The following is a 21,456-nucleotide window of genomic DNA, read 5'->3' as shown; positions in this document are numbered from 1 at the left end:
CATTGGTCATTGGTAAAGTGACAAAGGACTAATGACAAAGTAAAAATGACACTTGAAAGCAATTTGCAGATAGGTTATTACAATAGAGAACCACCAAGATATAAAAACATGGGTAATCAGGAGTGAAAAAAGGGTGGGAGATTTTGGCAATGTTTTAACCGCTATGATTACGCCATTTAAAGCAGATGGTAGTGTCAATTATGATGTAGCGGCAGAACTGGCGGCGCATCTAGCTAACAACGGTACAGATACATTGGTGATGTGCGGCACAACTGGAGAATCCCCAACGCTAAGTTGGGATGAAGAATACCAGTTGTTTGTCGAGGTATTGCAGTCCGTGGCCGGAAAAGCCAAGGTAATCGCAGGTTGTGGATCGAATTCCACCAAAGAAGCGATCGCAGCCACCCAAAAAGCGTCTAAAATAGGAGTACATGGTTCCTTACAAGTTGTTCCTTATTACAACAAACCGCCGCAAGCGGGATTGGAAGCGCACTTTAAGTCAATAGCACAAGCCTGTCCCGACTTACCGTTGTTGTTATACAATGTCCCCGGTCGTACCGGACAAAACCTTCAGCCAGAAACAGTTGCCCGGTTAGCTGAGGTTAGCAATATTGTCGGGATTAAAGAATCCACTGGCAATATAGATCAGGCAAGCGAAATTCGTCGCTTGACACCAAAAGAATTCCACATCTATTCTGGTGATGATTACATGACTTTGCCCTTGTTAGCGATCGGGGCAAAGGGTGTGGTAAGTGTAGCTTCTCATCTGGTAGGAAACCAACTACAGCAGATGATTCAAGCTTTTAGTGCGGGAAAAATTGAGGTAGCAAGCGACATTCATCTCAAACTGTTCCCGTTGTTTAAAGCTTTATTTCTTACTTCAAATCCCATTCCAGTGAAAAAAGCACTGCAACTTCAAGGTTGGGAGGTGGGTTCAACTCGTCCGCCGCTATGTGAAGCTGATTTAGAAGTAAGTCAAAAGTTAGAAGCGGTTCTGAAAGAACTTAGTTTAATTTAACCACCAACTTATTTAAATGCTGGTAGTCTCCTCCTTGCCAAAGATACATATAAACAACGATGTAATTGTTCATAAATTGCAATTTAAAAATCTGTGCTAGGACTGATAGATATACTATGAATCCTTGAGTTTTACAGTTGATTTTATTGAATAAAAAATTGAAATCTTCAATTAAAACTTGATTGCTTTGGACTGACTTAATAGACAGATGATGTTGTCTTAAATACAAGGAAAGTTAACTATCAACTTAATTAACCACAAGTAACAATCTAAGGAGAAAATGGCTAAAAACGAAGCTAATAATTCCGCCTTGAAAATTATTCCTTTGGGCGGTTTGCATGAAATTGGTAAAAATACCTGTCTTTTTGAGTATGACGATGAAATTATCCTGTTAGATGCAGGATTAGCTTTTCCCACAGAAATGATGCATGGAGTCAATATTGTTTTACCAGATATGACCTATCTGCGGGAAAATCGGCACAAAATTAAAGGGATGATCGTTACTCACGGTCATGAAGACCATATCGGCGGGATTGCCTTTCATCTCAAGCAATTTGATATCCCGGTGATTTATGGCCCCAGACTAGCAATGGCAATGCTAGAGGGTAAATTAGAAGAAGCAGGAGTCCGCGATCGCACAGAAATCAGAACAGTTCTACCACGTGATGTAGTGCGGATTGGCAAAAACTTTTTAGTTGAATATATCCGTAATACCCACTCCATTGCTGATAGTTTTACTGTTGCTATTCATACTCCCCTGGGTGTTGTCATTCACACAGGGGATTTTAAAATTGACCATACCCCAGTGGATGGTGAAAAGTTTGACTTGCAACGCCTAGCAGAACATGGGGAAAAAGGCGTTCTTTGTTTACTGAGTGATTCCACTAACGCAGAAGTGCCAGGATTTACACCTTCAGAACGTTCAGTTTATCCCAATCTGGAGAGAGTATTTAGTCAAGCACCTGGACGATTATTTGTCACGACCTTTGCTTCTAGCGTCCATCGCATCAACATGATTTTGGATATTGCCAAGAAGCAGAATCGTGTAGTGACAGTTGTCGGGCGTTCCATGTTGAACTTGATTGCTCATGCCCGCAATTTAGGTTACATCAAGTGTGAAGATAATCTGCTGCAACCATTGCACGCTGTCCGCAATCTACCTGATGAAAGAGTGTTGATTTTAACTACAGGCTCTCAGGGTGAATTGATGGCAGCAATGACCCGCATTGCCAACAAAGAACATCCTCACATTAAAATTCGCCAAGGAGATACGGTAGTATTCTCTGCTAACCCAATTCCCGGAAATACGATCGCTGTAGTCAACACCATTGATAAATTGATGATTCAAGGTGCAAAAGTGGTCTATGGACGGGATAAAGGAATTCACGTCTCCGGTCACGGCTGTCAAGAAGAACAAAAACTGATGATTGCCTTAACTCGACCCAAATTCTTTGTGCCATTTCACGGCGAACATCGGATGCTGGTGAAGCACGCAGAAACGGCTCAGAGTATGGGCATTCCCGCAGAAAACACGATTATTATTCAGAATGGTGATATTGTCGAACTGACAGAAGATGCCATTTGCGTCGCTGGGAAAGTGCCATCTGGTATAGAACTGGTGGATACTACTAGTTCGGGTATGGTAAGCGCCAAAGTGCTGCAAGAACGGCAACGCATGGCTTCAGAAGGCATTATCACGATCGCAGCTGCCATTGATTGGAATGGTAAACTGCTAGCAAAACCAGAAATCCACCTCCGGGGTGTAGTAACAAGTGTAGAGCGATCGCTCCTGCAAACCTGGGTAAAACAACGCATTGAAGAAATCCTCACCGTGCGCTGGACAGAATTTGCTCCTGAGCAAGGTGAAGCAGCAGATATAGACTGGGGTGGATTGCAAGGAACTTTAGAACGAGAATTGCAACGTTCTATCCGTCGGGAATTGCAATGTCAACCATCTGTGACTTTGTTGATGCAAATTCCTGATGAACCACCTGTAAAAGTTGCTGATGGGAGAAGACGGCGGACTCGGACTGCTGCTCAGGTAGCATCATAGAGAATTTTAGGTAAAAATCTCAGGCAGAAGCGCAAAGACGCAGAGTTTTTCTGAACGTCTTTGCGCTTTGGCGTGAAATACAGTTTTTGAGTATAAGTATAGAAGTCGCAGCAGCTTGTATTTGCTTATAGTTATAGTTATTGGAGGCGATCGCTATGACTAAAACACCAATAAGAATTAGTACTCTTGAGGAATACATCAATTTTGATGATGGTACCGACAAGCGCTATGAAATTGAGGATGAGGTGCTGGTAGAAATGCCTCCTGGTACTGGCAAACATGAGGCGATTATCACCCTACTGTTAGTTCGCTTTTTTTTAGAAATTCAAAAAATGGGACTGCCTTTACAACCGCGCCCTAACGGTACAGAAATACTGACCAATAAACAACTTAGAAGACCTGATGTTTGTGTAATTACCAATGAACAGGCAAAAAGTATTGAGACTACCTCGGCTATCCTCAAAACTGCTCCACCCCTTTTAGTTGAAGTGGTAAGCCTTGAATCTATTGACAGAGACTATAACCAAAAAACCTTTGAGTATGCGGCGATGGGTGTGGTCGAGTATTGGATTGTCGATCCTCTGGAAAATAAAATAACTGTGTGTTTGTTAAATCAGAGTAGTTACAAGCAAACTACGTTTATCGAAGACCAACGGATTATTTCTCAAACGTTCCCAGAATTAACCTTGACAGCCCAGCAAGTATTTTCAGCTTAAGTGAAATCAAAAAAATACTGATTGCCTTCGTCGTTCGCGTAGCGTCTCGTAGAGAAGATGTTGCCGTTGGCGTTCGCGTTAGCGTCTCTGGAAGAGAAGCCTCTCGAAGAGAAGGCATCGCCTAAGTCTTGCAATGTTCAACTCGGCAGAGCGATCTAACTATGTCAGGTTGCTGTCGCCTCAAGCAACTGCAACCAATATCTCCTCATTTTTCTCGGCTGCTGAAAGATACAAATTTCTCCATCGCTCGAAGTCTTCAAAACACCATTCATTTCTTGCAAACAGTGTTTCAGGATCGATCTGTCGCAAAATGCTGGCTCCTTCACTGACTAGCTCGCGAGATATAAGTCCCAATGACTCCTCTGCTGACAACATTGGAGCAAGAGTTCGATCTCCGAACATCAGCTTTTCAACAATCTTATCAGCATTCGCAAACTTTCTTCTGGATAGCTCTTGCGATAAACGTTTCTCGATCTCAACAGATGTTTTTTCTAGTAATGCTCTTCTATCTTCAATCCCTGGATAGGCTTGGCGAGTAAGCCTTAACTCAGATTGCAATTGAGCGATTACCCGATCTGCTTCTAGCTTAAATCCAAAAGTCTCTTGGTGTGTTTCGATAACATCTTCAAGGATTTCATTAATCTCTTCAGCCTCAATCTCAAAAAAGCGGAAAATGCCGCAACCATAAGGGAAAAGAGAAACTACAAGGACGCTGAGTGCCTTTTGAGCCTGAAGGCGCGCGTACAGCGTACTGTCAGGAGGAATTGCGCTGTAGAGTACGGAAACACCCATAAGCCAGCTCATCTGAATTTTAACGCTTCAGACTGTATCATTTTTAAATTGCCACTGCTAACCTAAGTTTTGTGAAATGCGATCGATTCTACTCAATCAAAAATCACTACTTCTACGGTATTCAGCCAGCGATGAAAAGGATGCACTTACGTGAGAAAGTGGGAACACGGAGAGGAAAAATGCCTTCTAGAGTATTACTGATGTTTATACTTAGCAAAAATTCTTTTAGAAAGACCTTATATTAAGTTCTGTAAATGTTACACTAAAACCTATCCAATGATGGATGTCTTTATTAAAATTTAAACTGTGTCAAGTTATGAACAAGATCGTAATATTACACTACCGATCCTCAGAAATTTGCGATTAACTTGACGTAGTAATAAATTAGGTTCTGACTTAAGTGGCTAATCAGGTATTACATTATATCGCAGTCAGAACGCGATTTTTCCGGGAAAGTTCGTTGCCACGTTGTATATATTCATCAAAAAGATGAATAGCCTCAATAACACAGAGGGTTAACCATGAAGGTATTCGACAATACCACAAAAAAGATTTTTCTGGCTAGCTGGGTATCAATCAATCAAGCAGAGACTACTGACCATAAAGTAACCCAGTTAAACCATTCTCCTTCCAAGCCTTACTGGGATATTCTCCAACCCTTACGGCAGCGAGTAGAAAACATTCAAGTCCGCGATCGCCAACTAGCTCACCGTTTGTGCAAACTGATTCCATCTCAATGCCCCTTTGAGCGCGATGTCAAATTATTAGGCAAGACCTTGTTTCACATCCCGCCGATGTGCAAGCTCAACCCCTTATATGAAGAAGTGGTTGGTTTACGTTTCCGAGCGCTGTGCTATCTAGCCGACGAGTGTGGCGAAGATGTATCGCAGTACTGCTAATACTGAGATATGAGCGCTGAGGAAAAAGTTAGGAGTCAGGAGTAACAGTCCGGGGATCAATAATATAACTCCTAATTCCTAACTACTAACCATTTTTTATTATTTTTTTACTATTTCTTTTGCCATTTTTGGATGGCATCCTGAGCATCTTCGTAAGCGCCTGTCTCCTCTGGCACTAAAGCTGCGGTGGCAATTGCGGCGTTACGTTCTCCTTCGGCGGCGCGACGCTTGGCCAGGTCTAAAATTTTCTCACTCCAGTTATTGATCGATTTTTGGGCTGTATCAAAGCCTGGTTGTCCGGGTGGTACTTTCTTGGCAACTTCGATCGCCCGATTGTAGGTAGATGCCTGTTCGGACTTAATTAAGGCATTCGCTGCATCTAAAAGAGTTTTGTTACTCACATACTGCTTACCCTCTAAGCGCCACAGGTTAATTGCTGCTTGTGCCTTCGCGTAGGGGGCTTCATCTTTGGTGATTAATCGAGCCGCAGCAATAGCGCTAGCATACTGTCTTTGTTTAGCACGACCCTCTGCTAAATCTAAAATCATCTGGCTCCAAATCTTAATATTCTCCTGAGCTTGTTCGTACAGTGGTTCGCCAGGTTGAATTTTCCGGGCCGTAGCGATCGCCATGCTCAAATCGCTCGCCTGAGTTTGTCTGAGCGACATTTTCGCCAGGTCTAATACTGCTTGATTTCGCTTTTTTGACTGGGAACTAGAAGTTATTTGGGCGCTAGATTGGTTGTTGAGTCTAACTGGTGGAGTGCGGTCGCTTGGTAAATTTTCGACAACCTGGCGATCGCTAACAGTAGCATTGGGTGATGCACTTGATATTTGCTTAATTCTAAAAGTCTCTTGATTACGCAGAAAAACTACGGCGATTAAACCTGCTACCAACAAGCTGCCTCCGCCCCACAAGATAAACTGTTTCCAAAAAGGGATGCTTGGCTGATTCGCTGGCAATCGAGAGACGTAACCTTTAGAGGAATTGGGGATAAATCTTCCTTTGGCATTCACTCCCAAGGAAGTTTCCGGCATTGGTTGGGCAACTAATCTGCTACCTGACTCTTGGACTTTTTGACCTTTCGCCTGTTGGGAAGAGTTCACACTAGCTTCTCCCCGTCTGCCCTGAGTTGCTGAAGTTTTAGAGGAATCGTCAAGGGGAGGGGCTGCAAGGGCAACAGCAAAAGATTCTTCCGGATAAATTCTCGGTTCCGGCTGAAAATCACTTTCCATTGCCAATTTTGGCAAGATTACTTGCTGCCTTGATGGAATAATAGTGGCAGGATTTTGGATAGGACGCCAGTGGTGGTGACATAACTTTGGCACGATCAAGCTTAGGTAGCTTTCTAAATCTGCCAAGTTACTGCCATTACCAGAACGTAAAGCTTCTAACAAAGCTGCTGTAAAAAATCCGTGACCTAGTTCGCTACTCTCATGGGAAAATTGCTCTGGTTGGCAAGAAAGAATTGTCGCCAGTTGTAGTTCTTGGGCTAGTTCTATTGTTTCTTCACCAACGGGAGCATCCGCTTGAGTGCCAAAGGCGCGGTTGATATCCAGTAGAAGCAATACATTCAAGTTAGCAAGTTGCAGACTTTGCATTAGCGATCGCAATTCTATGCCAGTCTCTTGCACGAGTTCCGGGTTGCCCTCTGCTGGCATTAAGTAATCTTTCCCCTTGTAGTTGACTCCATAACCGCTAAAAAATAACCACAAATAATCTTCCGGCTGCCAACTTGTTGCTGCCAAATCCTCAAGCAGCAGCAAAATATTTTCCTTCGTCGGGTAAGTCGGTCTATCCCCAATCGGCGGCGAAGTATCTGTCATCACCAGACAGTGCTTGGGGAGAAAACCTGCCTCTGTCACCAAAATATCTTCTAGTGCCTCAGCATCAGCTTGGGCACAACTTAAAGGTTGAAATAACTGATATTGATTGATACCAATCGCGATCGCCCAGTAATTTGCCATCCCGCTCTTTGTCAGTTATTGTTGTTTGCTGGTCTTAAAATTGCGGTTGGCTTTGCCAAAAAAACAAAGCTAACCTATGTCTTATAGTCTAGGTGATTCCGATCGAATCTTAAGTTAGAATGTAATTTTTATTACGTTAATTAGCCGGAAAAATACCTTTACCTAATTTCAATAACAGATCGTTACTAAGGAGATAGAAGGTCATGAGCCAAATTTCTGCTCACCTACCATCATCGCTCGCTCCCTTTTCAGTTATTAGCCAAATTGCCAGAAGAATCCGGATAATTCCTTTAGTAGTTTTGCTCATATCTACTGTTCCTGCGTGGTTTTTGATGGAAGCGATCGCACCGCAGCTTGTGCGAGCTTACACCGCTAGAGTCGATCTAGCTATTGACCGCCTGCCGGAAGAAAACTATGAAACCGTTCTCAGGAGGGCGGAAGCGGTCGCTAGAGCAGCTGCTCAAAGGAGCTTCGACCAAGATATCTTGGTGACAGATGTTTCCATCATTGTGTCCGTACAAAATTATGGAGCGATCGCACCAGTCCTGACATTAGATGTCAGTCGTCCTCAATGGCGATCGCGTCCTGATGCTCAAAACTGGGCCACTTACTTTAAAACTGCGCGATCTTTACTTTTCTTTGAAAATAACTCTAATCAAGTTCCAGCAGCTAGCGCTGTATCAACGCCAAAATGAGGGGTTGAGCTAGAAGTCCGAGCCAAGAAAGCTTTGGCTCGGAACCTTGGAGGATTTAAAGAAAGTCATTCTTGCTGTTCCCGCCTCCTGGCGTCAGTCTTAACCCAACTTACTTATTCCTGACTCAACTGTTGTCTTTGGCGTCAGTGGATGGCCTAGAATAAGAAGGTTGTCAAGAATCGCGATATCTGCTGACATGGCTGTTCCTAAGAAGAAAACTTCCAAATCAAAACGAGATAAACGTCGAGCTACCTGGAGGCATAAAGCCGTCGTTGAAGCTCAGAAAGCCCTATCTCTGGGCAAGTCAATTTTGAGTGGACGTTCTACATTTGTTTATCCAGCTGCTGAAGAAGAGGAAGAAGAATCATAATTTCTCAGTCAGGAAAAGCACGAACAGCACCGATAGATTTGATTGCCAAACTCAACAATCAAACTTCCGATCGCTAGATAAATGCTTTTTCTTAGCTTTCCTGATTGCATTATGAATCATAGACACTCTACATAAGCTCATTAGATCGAAAAAAATTGGTAGTGAGTAATTGGAAATATCCATTACCCATTACCTATCATTCAAGAGTTCATATAAAGAGTAAAACATCTGATACTGTTGGCAACTCAGCAAAAAAGCTTGTAAACATTTTGAGAAAACTTATTTTTCTCTAACTATGCTAGGAAAATTTTTTCAGAAACCAGGCAAAGAAGAAAGCGATCGCGTCCCTCCTGGTCAACACTTAGCCAAAGGTTTTCCCGTATTAACTTACGGTGAAACTCCCCAAGTCAGCACTGAAGAATGGGAGTTTCGAGTTTGGGGTTTAGCAAAATCTGCTACTTTTAGTTGGTCAGACTTTATGGCGCTACCTCAACACGAATTCACAGCTGACTTCCACTGTGTAACGCGCTGGTCTAAACTTGATGTCAAATGGACTGGCATTAAAGTTACAGATTTCATGAGTCTGATTGAATTAGACCCGGAAGTAGCCCACGTTATGGAACACTGCTATGGCGGCTACACCACCAATATTTCTGTAGAAGATTTTCTGCGCGAAGAAAACTTCTTTGCTTTTAAAGTCTTTGGTGAAGACCTTCCATCTGAACACGGTGGGCCGATGCGGCTAGTTGTACCCCACCTCTATGCTTGGAAAAGTGCTAAGTGGATTAATGGTTTGGAATTTTTAGCTGCTGAAGAACTTGGTTTTTGGGAGCGCAATGGCTACCATCGCCGTGGCGAACCTTGGGCTGAGGAGCGTTACAGCAACGCTTTTGGCTAATAATTAATAGTTAAGAGTTAGAAGTTAGGAGTTAGGAATTTAGAGTTAAAAATTTATAATTCCTAACTCCTAACTCACAACTCATAACTCTTAACTCCTAACTCACAACTCCTAACTTTTTTTAACCCAGAAGTTTCTTGATTAGCGGCAATTTGCCCTGATATGGAGCATATCGCCATTTTAGATCCAGCCAGAAGGAGTTTTGCAATACACTTTTTTTATGGGAAAAGGTGTCAAAACTAGCTTTACCGTGATAGTTGCCGATACCGCTATCTCCGACTCCACCAAATGGTAAAGACGAGACACCAACCTGCATAACTGTGTCGTTAATACAGACTCCACCAGAGGAAGTTTCCTGCAAAACTCGCTTTTGTAGGTTTTTATCTTGAGAAAATAAGTATAACGCCAAGGGTTTGGGTCTAGAGTTAATCAAGGCGATCGCTTCTGTAATGTCAGTATATTCAATGATCGGTAGAATAGGCCCAAAAATTTCTTCTTGCATTACAGAATCTTCTAGCGAGACCTTATCAATCAGTGTTGGGGCAATATAACGCTCTGAAGGTTGATTTTCTCCACCGATAACAACTTCACCGTCTTTGAGAAAACTAACCAATCTCTCAAAGTGTTTTTCACTGATAATCCGGGCATAATCAGGACTGCTTGCTGGATTCTCGCCATAAAATTCTTTTAAAGATTTTTCCAGACCATCTATTAAATCTTTTTTGATTGTTTTATTAACTAAAAGATAGTCGGGAGCGATACAAGTTTGTCCAGCATTAATGAATTTTCCCCAAGTAATCCGTCTGACAGTGTGTTCAAGATTAATGTCAGTATCTACAATACAAGGACTTTTCCCACCCAATTCTAAAGTAACTGGTGTAAGGTATTTTGCCGCTGCTGCCATAATGATTTTGCCGACGGCTGTGCCACCAGTAAAAAAGATATGGTCAAACTTTTCTGCAAGTAGTTTTTGACTTACTTCCACGCCTCCTTCAACCACTGCAAGATAAGCAGGGTCAAAATGTTTGGCGATAATCTTAGCAATGACATCAGACGTATGAGAAGCAATTTCTGAAGGTTTGATAATTGCACAATTACCAGCTGCGATCGCACCTATTAACGGTGAGATAATTAACTGAAATGGATAGTTCCAAGGGCCGATGATTAAGACAACCCCTAATGGTTCTGGATAAATTTTCGCTGAGTAGGAAAAAAAATCCCAGGAAACCGCTGCTTTTTGGGGTTTAGTCCAGTTTTGAAGATGTTTGATGGCGTAATCAATATCCTTAATTACGCTGATTTCTGTAAGATAAGTTTCTACTTCTGGTTTATGTAAATCCGCTTTTAATGCCTCAACTATTGACTGTTCATGCTCAATGATTGCTTGCTTAAGATTTTTCAGTTGTTCAATGCGAAAATTTACATCTTTAGTTTTGCCCGTTTGAAAAAACTCTCGCTGACTCTGGATAATATTGCTAATGTTAGATAATTCAGTGGTAATCATTGTTTTGTCCTATCAAAAACTATTTAATACTAATGCTATTATCTCAGCATATTTGATTCGTCAATTTTTAGCGTTGGATTTTCTAAGTGAATTTTTTACTTTCAATTATCGTAGATAGTAGTAAGGTTATAAATCATGAATTACCAGGATAAAAAACTCTATAATTCATAATTTATAATTACTAATTTTTTCATGCTTTGGTGGGTAGAAGCACAATAAATACACTACCTTTGCCCAACTCGGAATTAAGCAGAATAATGCCTTGATGTGCCTCGACAATTCGACGAGCAAGATACAGTCCTAAGCCACTACCAGAACTCTTATGACTGCCTTGGCGAAATCGTTCAAATATAGTGGCTTGTTCTTCAGGGGGAATACCTGGGCCTGTATCCGCTATTTCAATTCTAATGTAGTCAACGGAATTGGATGTTTCAGAGAACTGAAATTGATTACTTTTATTGAACTGGCGTTGAGAAGTAAAACGAATAGTAATAGACCCGGAGTCGGTAAATTTGATCGCATTCCCTATGAGGTTGGTAAATAGACGATGCAACTCTAAGCGATCGCCCATCACTGTGTTTGTGATTAACTCTTCAGTAACATCCAAATTTAGGGAGAGTTTTTTGTCTTGAGCTAAGGGTGACAATTCTCCAATCACTTCATCTAGTAATTGACTCAGATTAACTGGTTGAAATGCTAAACTTTTGCGACCTGCTTCAAAACGATAAACTTCCAATAAGGTATTAACCATAGAAAGCAGGTTGATGTTGCTACGCGCCATGATGGTGATTACTTCCTGCATTTGTGCTGATAATGTTCCCAATGCTCCTTGCTGAAATAGCATCAACATACGATCGGCGGCTACCAAGGGAGTGCGTAAATCGTGGGTGAGGCGGGAGACAAAATCTTCTCGCTGACGGGCAATTTCATCACGTTCATCCATACTATGCTTCAAACGCAGAAGCGATCGCACTCTTGCCAGCAATTCATCTACCGTTACAGGTTTGCGGATAAAATCATCAGCACCCAAATCTAATCCGTGGGCGACATTGGGCGCATCGTGGGCAGTGATCAGCAGTATGGGGATATATTGCGGCAATTTCATCTCTCCACGAATATGCTTGGTGACTTCGTACCCATCCATACCTGGCATCATTAAATCCAGTAATACCAAGTCACAAGGAGAAGCTTTCAATTCTGCTAAAGCCGAAATTCCATTTTCTGCGGTGCTAATGGTGTAACCTTCTTCCTCCAAAATAGTTTTAATCAAAAACACGTTATCAGGAGAGTCATCGACAACTAGAATTTTGTCAGAACGAGAAGATTGTGAAGTCATATAGATGCAAGGTACGGGGTAAAAGTAAATTTTTGATAAGGCTAGCTGTATTTGTAACAATTTGTCTAGCTATATGTGTGTGAATCGTTCTCTTTTGTTGGCTCAGGCAGAGACTTTAGAGATGTTTTGAGCAAAATCCAATCAAGATAGAGTATAAGAATCTGCATTTTCAGAAAGTGGTTAAGACATTGAAAGCTTTCATCCCTCAGCAGCCATGCCCAGATTTTTTTCAGCAATAGCACTAGGATAACTTCAATAGATTTCTTGAGAATCAGAGTAATTAATATTTCTAACATTGCGATCGCCTCAGTTGCTTGACTGAGTTCATCGCACTTTCACCAGAAAGTAGGCGATTCGCTCATTCTCTAGAAGCGAGATTATCTAAAACTTGCTGGAATTGTGCTGTGTAAGGAATAGCGATCGCACTCTCACTATAAAACAGACGATCGGCGCGTTATGCCAATACATCGGTGTGTTATGCCAATACATCGGTGTGTTATGCCAATACATCGGTGTGTTATGCCAATACGTCGGCGTGTTATGCCAATACGTCGGCGTGTTATGCCAATACGTCGGCGTGTTATGTTAATGCATCGACGTGTTATGCCAATACATCGACGTGTTATGCCAATACGTTGGCGTGTTACGTTAATGCATCAGAGCGATCGCTCATTCTCCAGACGTGAGATTATCTAAAACTTGCTGAAATTCTGCTGTGGAAGGAATTGCAATCGCATCCTCAAGCTCAAGCATCGCACCCCATTACACAATTTGTACTGACCGAGTGTTAATTTCTGTTAAATTAACCAATCTTAGATCATTTGTAAATAATGTTGCATTTAGAGATTTTGCAGTTGCTGCAATTATTGCATCAGGAAGCCTGAGTTTGTATTGTTTGCGAAATGCAATTGTTAAATTTTTAATATTATTATCAATACCAATGATTGTAATTTTATTTAAAAAACCAATAATTTGTGTTTCTTCATCTGAACTGAGACTCGGATAAGAGAGTAATTCAATCTCAGTAATCACTGAAATAAAATATTGTCCTGATGGTAGTGGGTTTACTAAGCGACCACCCAAAAAGTATAAGACTATATTTGTATCTAAAAAAATCAAAGGTTGTGTCAACACCACTCATCCCTAATTTGCTGTTGATATTCCAGAGGGTCTTGAGTTAGTTGAATTACACCAGCATACTGGTTTAAATTAAACTCTTGTTTTTGTTGTGATTGATGAGCTTCTAATATCTTCTCAATTTGCTGCCAGTCCTGATAATCGATCAACACTGCTACCGGACGCATGGCTTCATCAGTCACAATTTTTTTCTTAAAAGGTAGCATGATTTTCTGTATCAGATGCAACGTTTAACTATTTGATCGTAACTCCAAAACAAAAAATTAATGAGGGCAATGTTCTCTAATCTTTAAGAGCGATATCTGGCAACAAGCCGCTCAATGTCTACGCTCATTTCGCAGAGGTGAGGTTATCTAAAATTTGCTGAAATTCTGCTGTGGAAGGAATTGCGATCGCACTTTTGAAAAGCATTTTTAGCACAGATGGTTCTTCTATCCCATTGATAACTTCGATAATAGAGCTTGGCACTTCTGGAAACCGCGTTTCTAGAACTGTAATTATGCTTTCTCTAGCATTTTCGACAATTCCTTCTTCTTTTGCTAGCCTTTCAATACTAGTTACGTACCGCATTCTATCTGCCTCCTCGTAACTTCTTACTACTGTTTTAAAATCAAGTGCCAACTCTTTTGGCAAAACCATTATCCAGTCGATAAACCGAAATAACTCCCGAATATCTTCCCGACTATATCCCCTTTCATACAGCCGTCTGACTAGGCTTAGTTTCCACTGTAGCCGATTTTGTGGGTTTCGTTGCGTTGCTTTGGTCTTGAGATGCGCCATCACAATTACACCAAAGGGGTTGGTTGTTTGCTCTAGAGTTTCCCACCCTTGCTCATAGTCCAACAGTTTCGCCACAGGAAACTCTAAGCTGACGCGACATCCACCTAGTTGATAGCTGTAGCTGGAAGGTCGCCAATTCGCTTGTTCATCTGCTAAAACTGCTAAACTAATAACTCGCTTTTTATGACGGTCAAACAAGCGGTAATTATATGTGTACATCCGTTCGGCAAATTGGCTGTCATATTGTCCTTGGACTTCCACATGAACCAATACCCAAGCTTCCTCTCCATCCAGTAGCCAAACTTTTGCGACTTTATCGACCAAACGCCGCCCGATTTCTGCATCCGGTTCTAGCTGTTGCAGTTCTGTGTCCAGAAATTCATAAGGTCGCGTCCAGTCGATTTCGGCATAGGCTTGGGTGAAAAAGAATTCTAGAAAGCGGGGAAAATATAGCTCAATAACTTCTTTCCAAGGACTATCGTAATCAGTAAGTTGCTCAGTCATGAATTAAAACAGAAAGTACCTCTGTGCCATCGGCAAAACTGTCGCAGGTTCACAAATCAGTAACTCACCATCTGCCCTAACTTGGTATGTTTCTGGATCAACTTCAATGTGGGGTAGTGCATCATTTAGCTTCATATCCCGTTTACTTAATTGGCGTGTTCCAGAAACTGCAACTGCTGCCTTTTGTAAACCTAGCTGGCTGGGAATTTCTTTCTCTAAAGCTGCTTGCGAAACAAAAGTTAATGATGTGGCATGACGCGCCCCTGCAAAACTACCAAACATCGGTCGCATATACACTGGTTGGGGTGTGGGAATACTGGCGTTAGCATCGCCCATTTGCGACCATGCAATCATTCCGCCTTTAATCACTATTTCTGGCTTCACGCCAAAAAATGCAGGACGCCACAAACATAAATCTGCTAATTTTCCCTCTTCTACTGAACCCACATATTGAGCAATTCCGTGAGCGATCGCAGGATTTATAGTATATTTAGCAACATATCTTTTTACTCTAAAATTGTCTGCTTGTTGCTCACTTCCTTGTGGATTAAGACTTCCCCGTTGCACCTTCATTTTGTGAGATGTCTGCCAGGTGCGAATTATCACTTCGCCTACCCTTCCCATTGCCTGGGAATCAGAAGAAATCATGCTAAATGCGCCTAAGTCGTGCAAAATGTCTTCAGCAGCAATGGTTTCCCGACGGATGCGAGATTCGGCAAAAGCGACATCTTCAGCGATCGCAGGATCGAGGTGATGGCATACCATCAGCATATCTAGGTGTTCATCTAAGGTGTTGAGGGTGTAAGGACGTGTGGGATTTGTGGAAGAAGGAAGAACATTCGCTTGTCCGCAAACTTTGATGATATCTGGCGCGTGTCCGCCGCCTGCGCCTTCGGTGTGGTAGGTGTGGATGACACGATTCTTGAAAGCTGCGATCGTATCTTCGACAAATCCGGCTTCGTTCAGGGTATCAGTATGAATCGCTACTTGCACGTCATAAGCATCGGCAACGCTGAGGCAAGTATCAATTGCTGCGGGTGTGGTTCCCCAGTCTTCATGCAGTTTTAACCCCATTGCACCGGCGGCTACTTGTTCTACAAGTCCTTGGGATTGACTGGCGTTACCTTTGCCCAAAAATCCTAAGTTGACAGGAAAAGCATCAGCAGCTTGCAGCATCCGGTAAATGTTCCAAGGGCCGGGGGTGCAGGTAGTGGCATTTGTACCCGTAGCGGGGCCAGTACCACCGCCAATCATAGTGGTAATCCCGGAAGCGATCGCCACTTCAATTTGTTGGGGACAAATAAAATGAATGTGGGCATCGATACCGCCAGCAGTGAGAATCATTCCTTCACCAGCTAAGGCTTCGGTTCCGGGGCCGATAATAATATCTATATTATTTTGAATATAAGGATTCCCGGCTTTACCAATTTTGAAAATCTTGCCATCTTTAATGCCAATATCTGCTTTGACAATACCCCACCAATCGAGAATTAAGGCATTAGTAATTACTAAATCTACAGCACCATCGGCGTTAGAAATAGGGGATTGCCCCATTCCGTCTCTGATAACTTTACCGCCGCCGAATTTTACTTCATCGCCGTAGGTAGTGAAATCTTGTTCAACTTCAATAAATAATTCTGTGTCTGCAAGTCGGATGCGATCGCCTACTGTTGGGCCATAGGTTTCGGCGTAGGCGCGGCGATCCATTCTGTAAGGCATATAAAATCCTTTTTTTTAACGCAAAGGGACGCTGAGGGAAGCGCAGAGGTACGCGGAGGGTTTTTAGAGGTTTCCGTTAATTTTGGCGTTGAAGCCGTAGATTTGGCGAGTACCAACGAGGGGGATTAGAGTTATTTCTTTTTCGTCGCCTGGTTCAAAGCGAACTGCGGTTCCGGCGGGGATATCGAGGCGCATTCCTCGCGCTTGTTCTCTGTCAAAGTTTAAGGCGGTGTTGACTTCATAAAAGTGATAGTGGGAACCAACTTGTATGGGGCGATCGCCTGTATTTGAAACTTGCAATTTTATAGTTGGACGACCAACATTTAGTTCAATTTCACCTGCTGGTGTGATAATTTCTCCAGGAATCATAATAAATTAAAATTTACAAAATTAACGAATTGGATTATGTACTGTCACTAACTTTGTTCCATCAGGAAAAGTAGCTTCTACTTGCACTTCATGCACCATTTCTGATATTCCTTCTATGACATCATCCCGCGTCAATAGAGTTGTACCATAACTCATCAATTCAGCTACAGTTTGCCCATCCCTTGCACCTTCTAAAATGGCAGCAGAAATATAAGCAACTGCTTCAGGATAATTCAGTTTTAAACCCCTTCCTTTCCGTCTTTCTGCTAATAAAGCAGCAGTAAAAATTAATAGCTTATCTTTTTCCTGCGGCGTAAGTTGCATTCTTGCCTTTTCCTTCGCGTCCTTCGCGCCTTCGTGGTTCGTTCAAAGCTGCCACACTCTTGGTATACAATTACCACGATTCAAAAAAGAAACTCGCAGCAATTGCCAAACATCAATAAACCAGTTTCTCACCTCAGATGTAGAAGCACCGCGATATCGACACAATAATCCATGTTGTAATCGACTAACACCCGCTTCACCTTCCCCGCCCCATAAATTTCGCGTTTTTTCGACAATCTCTGCTGAAACTGCACCACCAACCCAAACTAGACTACCTACTATTGGTTTTCCAGCCAAGCCGTGGGGACTGTGAAAAGTTTCTTCACTACCCCATAACCATTGCCGATCGATCCATAAGGGAATACCTTGTTGCCATATTTCCGTGTGCGATCGCCATTCTCCTTGCAAGAATTTTTCTCCTCTAGCACTGCGACCAAATCGGGTAATTTCCCAGCCTAAAAAGCTAGCCCCGGTTGCTAATTCTACCCGTAAATCTTGCCGATAAATCGCGTCGTTAAATAAAATTGTCTCTTGCGGCAACCACTCCAAACAAGCACCAGCATCAACTTCCATTTGGATGATTTGTCTGGCTTGTAAGCCATTGCTGCGATATATCTTGCTTGCAGCAGCTGTAGTGATTAGGGTTTGGGCTTGGGTTTGGAGGTGGATGTTAGAGGATAAGCGATCGCCTCCCACCATTCCCCCAGCTGTGTGTAAAATGACGCTATGACAAACTTTTCCCCCTTCTGGGTAAAATGGGCGCTGTACCTTTAGGGGTGCTTGATGGCGATCGTAAATTAACTGGGTTGTGTCCTGGCGATCGGCATAGACTAAATTAAGTTTGCCATGCCAACCTTCTGCTATTTGTGAGTTGCAGGTCATTTATAAATTCAAGGTTCAAGTTCAGATATCTTATATTTTTTTAATGCATTCTTTACTCTTTACTTGCAATTTATTATGACTTTTTCGCCAAAATTATATAATCATCTAATGTATAGTGTAACTGATGCTTTTGACCCAAATACTTTTTGAGTATTGGACTCATATACAGTTGTTTTGGTAACTTTTCTCGAGCAAATTTACCAAATTCAGCAATGGGCAAAGGTGTTCTTAAACCTGTTGAGGTTAGATATCTATACCACACAAACTCTAATCCCAATTCTGCCAGAAATTTATTCACTACGTTTTTTTCTTGCTCTTGGTTTTCAACTTGGTGAACATCGTAAATTTTAAATAACTTTTTATCTTGCACAATTAGTAGAATATAACCTGAACTTTTTAAGCTTGTGGCAAATATTTGCTTGTACGTATTATTAGCCTCAACCCTCTTAGCTGGATCTATAAAGAAGCAGTGGGAAATTACTATAAAGTCGAAAAAGTCTTTGGGTAGATTATTAGATTGAGTTTTCCAATTAAAAATATCAGTAGTAACAAAACGGAAATAAGCATTTACTGCGGTTAGGCGCGACTCTATATATCGTCGCCAAAACTGAAGTCCCCGAAACTGGAAAGCATCTTGTTTTTCTAAAGAGTAGTAAGATATGTGCATTTGTGGTATATCAAAAAAACCACTACTACTTTGAAGAAATAAAGCTAAACCATAAGCAACTGTTCCTGGGCCTGCTGCAATATCAAGGATATTAACCTTACTTAGTAGTAAAGCATCTTGGTAAATGAGAAACCAAGCTAAATATATACAATATACATTTTCTAAAAAATACTTCATAAAGTAGACATGAGGAGTTAGACTAAAACGATAGTCTGGATCTTGTCCATTTTTTAAGTTATTAATATCCTCAAGAGCGTCTTCTAACTTAATAAATAACTGTTTATCAGGAATTTTACTAAATTCTTCTTTGAGATATTCAACTAGCCTTGATTCAAAATCATCAAATATCCGTTCATCAATAGCAGTAGATTGCAGTTTATATTCATCATGCTGAATTAAATTAAAAACTTTATGGATATATTTAACAAATTCTTCATCTGGCATTAAGATGAAATTATCTTTTTGCTGAGACGTTTCTGTTAGTTGTTTAGTTAAAGTTTCTGTTTGTAATTTGTACTCTTGGGAATAACGTTCAAGTTGAAGTTTATCCCTAAATAGTTTTTCTAACCATGAGAATCTTGCACCTGATTTTTGAATCTCTTGTAAGAGTTTGACTGCACGTCGGACATCTCCACGTTTTAAAGATAATTTGAACTGTTGACTTCGCCACCAATTGACGATAGGATTATTCATAACCAAATCCCTGTTTACCTTCCATAATTTCTACACCTTGAAGCTGAGAAACTAACTTTTCCTTAAATTGCATATAGCTTAATTTCTCATTTTCATACCACCAAGCGTATTTTTGCTTAATTTCTTCAGCTTCTTTACGAGTTGAGGCGATGAGAGAACGGCGATCGCTAGAATGAAAAGCTTGAATTACAATCCTATCGGCGATGGCTAGTTTATCAATAAAAGCAGCTTCATCTGTTGGTAAAGTAGGAAGTAGAGGGGTAATTGTGATAGAAATTTTAGGAAGAAAACCTTTATAATAATCAATACTTTGTTTAATTTTAGTGATAGCATTTAGTCTAGCTTTAATACTAGGCGATCGCAATTCAAAATCTTTCCTCACTAATTCGCTACCAGTGGGAATGCTCATATTAATTCGCAATCGTTTAAATCGTTGTAAATAATCAATATCTCTAGTAATAATTGGGCTACGAGTTTGAATCACCAAAGTTGGAGTAGGATAACCGTCAATCCCCACATCAAGCATTACTTCTAACAATCGACGAGTCAATTGATGTTTAGACTCAAGTGGTTGATAAGGATCGGTAACGCTACTCATGTATATACTAGGAGGATTTTGGGGATTTTTTTCATACCACTTTTTTAATTCTTTCGCTAAAACTTCAGCAGAATTTTCCTTAAAAATTACCCATTTACCCCAATCTTCGCGCATTTGAGCATTAGGGGTAAATGCAGCAGCATAGCAATAGCTACAACCGTATTGACATCCCCTGTAAGGATTTAGAGTAAAATCATAATTACCAATAAAACCAGTAGCTTTTGTTAAGAGCGATTTCGCATTTTGTGCAAAAACATTAACATCTCCAAACTTTTCTTTGACTAATTTGGTAGGAATGCATTCACAATAACCTTCATATTTTGGTTGTGCCATATGAATCCTGATATTTATTGAGAGTGAATTAACGCACCCTACTTATTATGATTCTCATTTTTATTTTGAAATTACTTCACCAAGGTGTACGCTAGTACGATAGACCATATAGATAAAACCATCTCGATCGCGAAAGCGCTGATATAATTCTTGAAAATTATCAATAAGCTGTTCATATCCCAAGCCTTCACGCGGAAGGTAAGAAACACTCATTGCTCGGCCAATAAGTCCAGTTAAATCTAACTGTTGTCTATAAGTAAAATTATATTCACGGATGTTAATAAAATAGGGAGTTACTAACAATGGCTCTACCGACTGCATTCGAGATTCTGCTGGATGATTATTAGATGCTTCGCGGACTATTCGGCTATATTCTGTAGTTAATGCATCTTCTTTATCGCGATTATTCCACACCACAGCCAAGCGTGCTGATGGTTTTAAAATGCGGTGAAATTCCAACAAAGTTGGTTCGGGATTGAACCAGTGGAAAGCTTGAAAACAAGTAACTAAATCAACTGAATTATCAGGTAGTTGGGTAAATTCTGCTGTTCCATCACGGAACTCAATCAAAGAATGTGGTTTAGCAGCTTCTCGCATCGCCGCGTTTGGTTCTATGGCGATGACATTAACTCCCCGTTCAGCTAACAATCTTGAAGCAATTCCTGTACCTGCACCAATATCTGCTGCTACGAGTTGTGAATTTTCACCTAATCCTTTCAAGATAATATCAATTGCATCTGCGGGGTAACTTGGTCGATATTTTACATAATCCTCTGCTCTGTCAGAAAATCGATTGAGTGGGTTTAACGTATGTAAGGGGGTTGTTTCAGGATTAATTTGGCTCATGGGTTTTGATGTAAAAGTAGAAGTGCGTAGGCATAGCCCGTCCTATACATCGCTGTAGTTCATAAAAGCGATATCATAACAACTAAACAGCTCTAAACAGTAACATCTACATACGATAATGGAAAAACTCTTAAACATCCATATTGAAAAATTGCCTGAAGGCGTTTATTTAGTAACATCTGATGAGCTTCAAGGTTTAGTAGCTCAAAGACAGACTGTTGCTGAAACTTTAGAAATTGCTCGTGATGTAGCGATTAAATTAATGGAAGCACAGGATGGTAATTGTAAATTACCTGGGTGAAATTTTGGCGATCAGCATACATTAGGTTAAGTTTGCTATGCCAACTAGTAGAAAT

At 41.1% G+C, this 21,456-nt stretch carries 23 protein-coding genes; 9 read left to right on the top strand and 14 right to left on the bottom strand.

All coding sequences use genetic code 11. From position 1 onward, the window contains the following. Positions 1 to 133 precede the first annotated feature (133 nt). The 3 genes from dapA (at position 134) to ACR5KR_RS21095 (ending at position 3,787) form a co-directional block, all read left to right on the top strand. Positions 134 to 1,018, top strand: coding sequence for a 4-hydroxy-tetrahydrodipicolinate synthase (gene dapA, locus ACR5KR_RS21105; protein ID WP_448267888.1), 885 nt, complete (start codon positions 134 to 136; stop codon positions 1,016 to 1,018). 280 nt (positions 1,019 to 1,298) lie between these two features. After that, on the top strand, positions 1,299 to 3,071 hold the full coding sequence (locus ACR5KR_RS21100; RefSeq protein WP_448267887.1) for a ribonuclease J: 1,773 nt from the start codon (positions 1,299 to 1,301) through the stop codon (positions 3,069 to 3,071). A gap of 155 nt (positions 3,072 to 3,226) precedes the next feature. Beyond that, positions 3,227 to 3,787: a Uma2 family endonuclease gene (locus ACR5KR_RS21095; RefSeq protein WP_448267886.1), complete on the top strand. Its 561-nt coding sequence runs from the start codon at positions 3,227 to 3,229 to the stop codon at positions 3,785 to 3,787. Between the two features lie 180 nt (positions 3,788 to 3,967). Here ACR5KR_RS21095 and ACR5KR_RS21090 read toward each other — a convergent pair whose 3' ends face one another. After that, positions 3,968 to 4,579, bottom strand: a complete 612-nt coding sequence (locus tag ACR5KR_RS21090; protein WP_448267885.1) for a hypothetical protein — start codon at positions 4,577 to 4,579, stop codon at positions 3,968 to 3,970. A gap of 521 nt (positions 4,580 to 5,100) precedes the next feature. On the opposite strand from ACR5KR_RS21090, the gene ACR5KR_RS21085 reads away from it, so the two are divergent. Beyond that, positions 5,101 to 5,478 (top strand): Mo-dependent nitrogenase C-terminal domain-containing protein, encoded by a 378-nt coding sequence (locus ACR5KR_RS21085; RefSeq protein WP_445630648.1) that lies wholly within the window; start codon positions 5,101 to 5,103, stop codon positions 5,476 to 5,478. A gap of 110 nt (positions 5,479 to 5,588) precedes the next feature. Here ACR5KR_RS21085 and ACR5KR_RS21080 read toward each other — a convergent pair whose 3' ends face one another. Further along, positions 5,589 to 7,445, bottom strand: coding sequence for a caspase family protein (locus tag ACR5KR_RS21080; RefSeq protein ID WP_448267884.1), 1,857 nt, complete (start codon positions 7,443 to 7,445; stop codon positions 5,589 to 5,591). Between the two features lie 203 nt (positions 7,446 to 7,648). Between ACR5KR_RS21080 and ACR5KR_RS21075 the strand changes: the two genes are divergently transcribed. The 3 genes from ACR5KR_RS21075 to ACR5KR_RS21065 all read left to right on the top strand — a co-directional run bounded on the left by ACR5KR_RS21075 (position 7,649) and on the right by ACR5KR_RS21065 (position 9,408). After that, a complete protein-coding gene (locus ACR5KR_RS21075; RefSeq protein ID WP_448267883.1) occupies positions 7,649 to 8,140 on the top strand; it encodes a hypothetical protein in 492 nt (163 codons plus the stop codon). A 196-nt stretch (positions 8,141 to 8,336) separates the two neighbouring features. Then, positions 8,337 to 8,510: a 50S ribosomal protein L32 gene (gene rpmF, locus ACR5KR_RS21070; protein ID WP_445630650.1), complete on the top strand. Its 174-nt coding sequence runs from the start codon at positions 8,337 to 8,339 to the stop codon at positions 8,508 to 8,510. Positions 8,511 to 8,805: 295 nt separating this feature from the next. After that, a complete protein-coding gene (locus ACR5KR_RS21065; protein WP_448267882.1) occupies positions 8,806 to 9,408 on the top strand; it encodes a sulfite oxidase-like oxidoreductase in 603 nt (200 codons plus the stop codon). Positions 9,409 to 9,529: 121 nt separating this feature from the next. Here ACR5KR_RS21065 and ACR5KR_RS21060 read toward each other — a convergent pair whose 3' ends face one another. Further along, the gene (locus ACR5KR_RS21060; protein ID WP_448267881.1) at positions 9,530 to 10,912 is read right to left on the bottom strand and encodes an aldehyde dehydrogenase; all 1,383 of its coding nucleotides are present in this window, start codon (positions 10,910 to 10,912) and stop codon (positions 9,530 to 9,532) included. 190 nt (positions 10,913 to 11,102) lie between these two features. Beyond that, positions 11,103 to 12,248, bottom strand: coding sequence for a hybrid sensor histidine kinase/response regulator (locus ACR5KR_RS21055; protein WP_445630653.1), 1,146 nt, complete (start codon positions 12,246 to 12,248; stop codon positions 11,103 to 11,105). Between the two features lie 470 nt (positions 12,249 to 12,718). On the opposite strand from ACR5KR_RS21055, the gene ACR5KR_RS21050 reads away from it, so the two are divergent. Further along, positions 12,719 to 12,934 carry a hypothetical protein gene (locus ACR5KR_RS21050; RefSeq protein ID WP_448267880.1) on the top strand — a complete coding sequence of 72 codons (216 nt, stop codon included), beginning with the start codon at positions 12,719 to 12,721 and terminating at the stop codon, positions 12,932 to 12,934. A gap of 76 nt (positions 12,935 to 13,010) precedes the next feature. On the opposite strand, the gene ACR5KR_RS21045 is transcribed toward ACR5KR_RS21050, so the two are convergent. From ACR5KR_RS21045 to ACR5KR_RS21000, 10 genes are all read right to left on the bottom strand, one after another. Further along, positions 13,011 to 13,382 carry a type II toxin-antitoxin system VapC family toxin gene (locus tag ACR5KR_RS21045; RefSeq protein ID WP_448267879.1) on the bottom strand — a complete coding sequence of 124 codons (372 nt, stop codon included), beginning with the start codon at positions 13,380 to 13,382 and terminating at the stop codon, positions 13,011 to 13,013. Then, on the bottom strand, positions 13,376 to 13,591 hold the full coding sequence (locus ACR5KR_RS21040; RefSeq protein WP_233718030.1) for a hypothetical protein: 216 nt from the start codon (positions 13,589 to 13,591) through the stop codon (positions 13,376 to 13,378). The genes ACR5KR_RS21045 and ACR5KR_RS21040 overlap by 7 nt, the downstream gene beginning before the upstream one ends. A gap of 124 nt (positions 13,592 to 13,715) precedes the next feature. Beyond that, complete coding sequence (locus ACR5KR_RS21035; protein ID WP_448267878.1) at positions 13,716 to 14,669, bottom strand: transposase; 954 nt, start codon at positions 14,667 to 14,669, stop codon at positions 13,716 to 13,718. Positions 14,670 to 14,672: 3 nt separating this feature from the next. Beyond that, a complete protein-coding gene (gene ureC, locus ACR5KR_RS21030; RefSeq protein ID WP_448267877.1) occupies positions 14,673 to 16,388 on the bottom strand; it encodes an urease subunit alpha in 1,716 nt (571 codons plus the stop codon). A 63-nt stretch (positions 16,389 to 16,451) separates the two neighbouring features. Then, complete coding sequence (locus ACR5KR_RS21025) at positions 16,452 to 16,757, bottom strand: urease subunit beta (protein WP_445630656.1); 306 nt, start codon at positions 16,755 to 16,757, stop codon at positions 16,452 to 16,454. Between the two features lie 21 nt (positions 16,758 to 16,778). Next, positions 16,779 to 17,081: an urease subunit gamma gene (gene ureA / locus ACR5KR_RS21020; RefSeq protein WP_445630657.1), complete on the bottom strand. Its 303-nt coding sequence runs from the start codon at positions 17,079 to 17,081 to the stop codon at positions 16,779 to 16,781. A gap of 42 nt (positions 17,082 to 17,123) precedes the next feature. After that, positions 17,124 to 17,963 (bottom strand): urease accessory protein UreD, encoded by an 840-nt coding sequence (locus tag ACR5KR_RS21015; RefSeq protein WP_448267876.1) that lies wholly within the window; start codon positions 17,961 to 17,963, stop codon positions 17,124 to 17,126. 73 nt (positions 17,964 to 18,036) lie between these two features. Next, positions 18,037 to 19,323: a photosystem II assembly protein gene (locus ACR5KR_RS21010; protein ID WP_448267875.1), complete on the bottom strand. Its 1,287-nt coding sequence runs from the start codon at positions 19,321 to 19,323 to the stop codon at positions 18,037 to 18,039. Further along, on the bottom strand, positions 19,316 to 20,254 hold the full coding sequence (locus ACR5KR_RS21005) for a radical SAM protein (protein WP_448267874.1): 939 nt from the start codon (positions 20,252 to 20,254) through the stop codon (positions 19,316 to 19,318). Before ACR5KR_RS21005 ends, ACR5KR_RS21010 begins: the two co-directional genes overlap by 8 nt. 60 nt (positions 20,255 to 20,314) lie before the next feature. Then, entirely contained in the window at positions 20,315 to 21,100 is a 786-nt protein-coding gene (locus ACR5KR_RS21000) for a methyltransferase domain-containing protein (protein ID WP_445630661.1), read from the bottom strand. 118 nt (positions 21,101 to 21,218) lie between these two features. On the opposite strand from ACR5KR_RS21000, the gene ACR5KR_RS20995 reads away from it, so the two are divergent. Next, a complete protein-coding gene (locus ACR5KR_RS20995) occupies positions 21,219 to 21,401 on the top strand; it encodes a DUF1902 domain-containing protein (RefSeq protein WP_445630662.1) in 183 nt (60 codons plus the stop codon). Positions 21,402 to 21,456: the final 55 nt, after the last annotated feature.

The organism is Nostoc sp. DSM 114159, assembly GCF_053470285.1.
The sequence above is the reverse complement of the archived record's forward strand: the minus strand, read 5'-3'. Positions and strand labels throughout refer to the sequence as shown.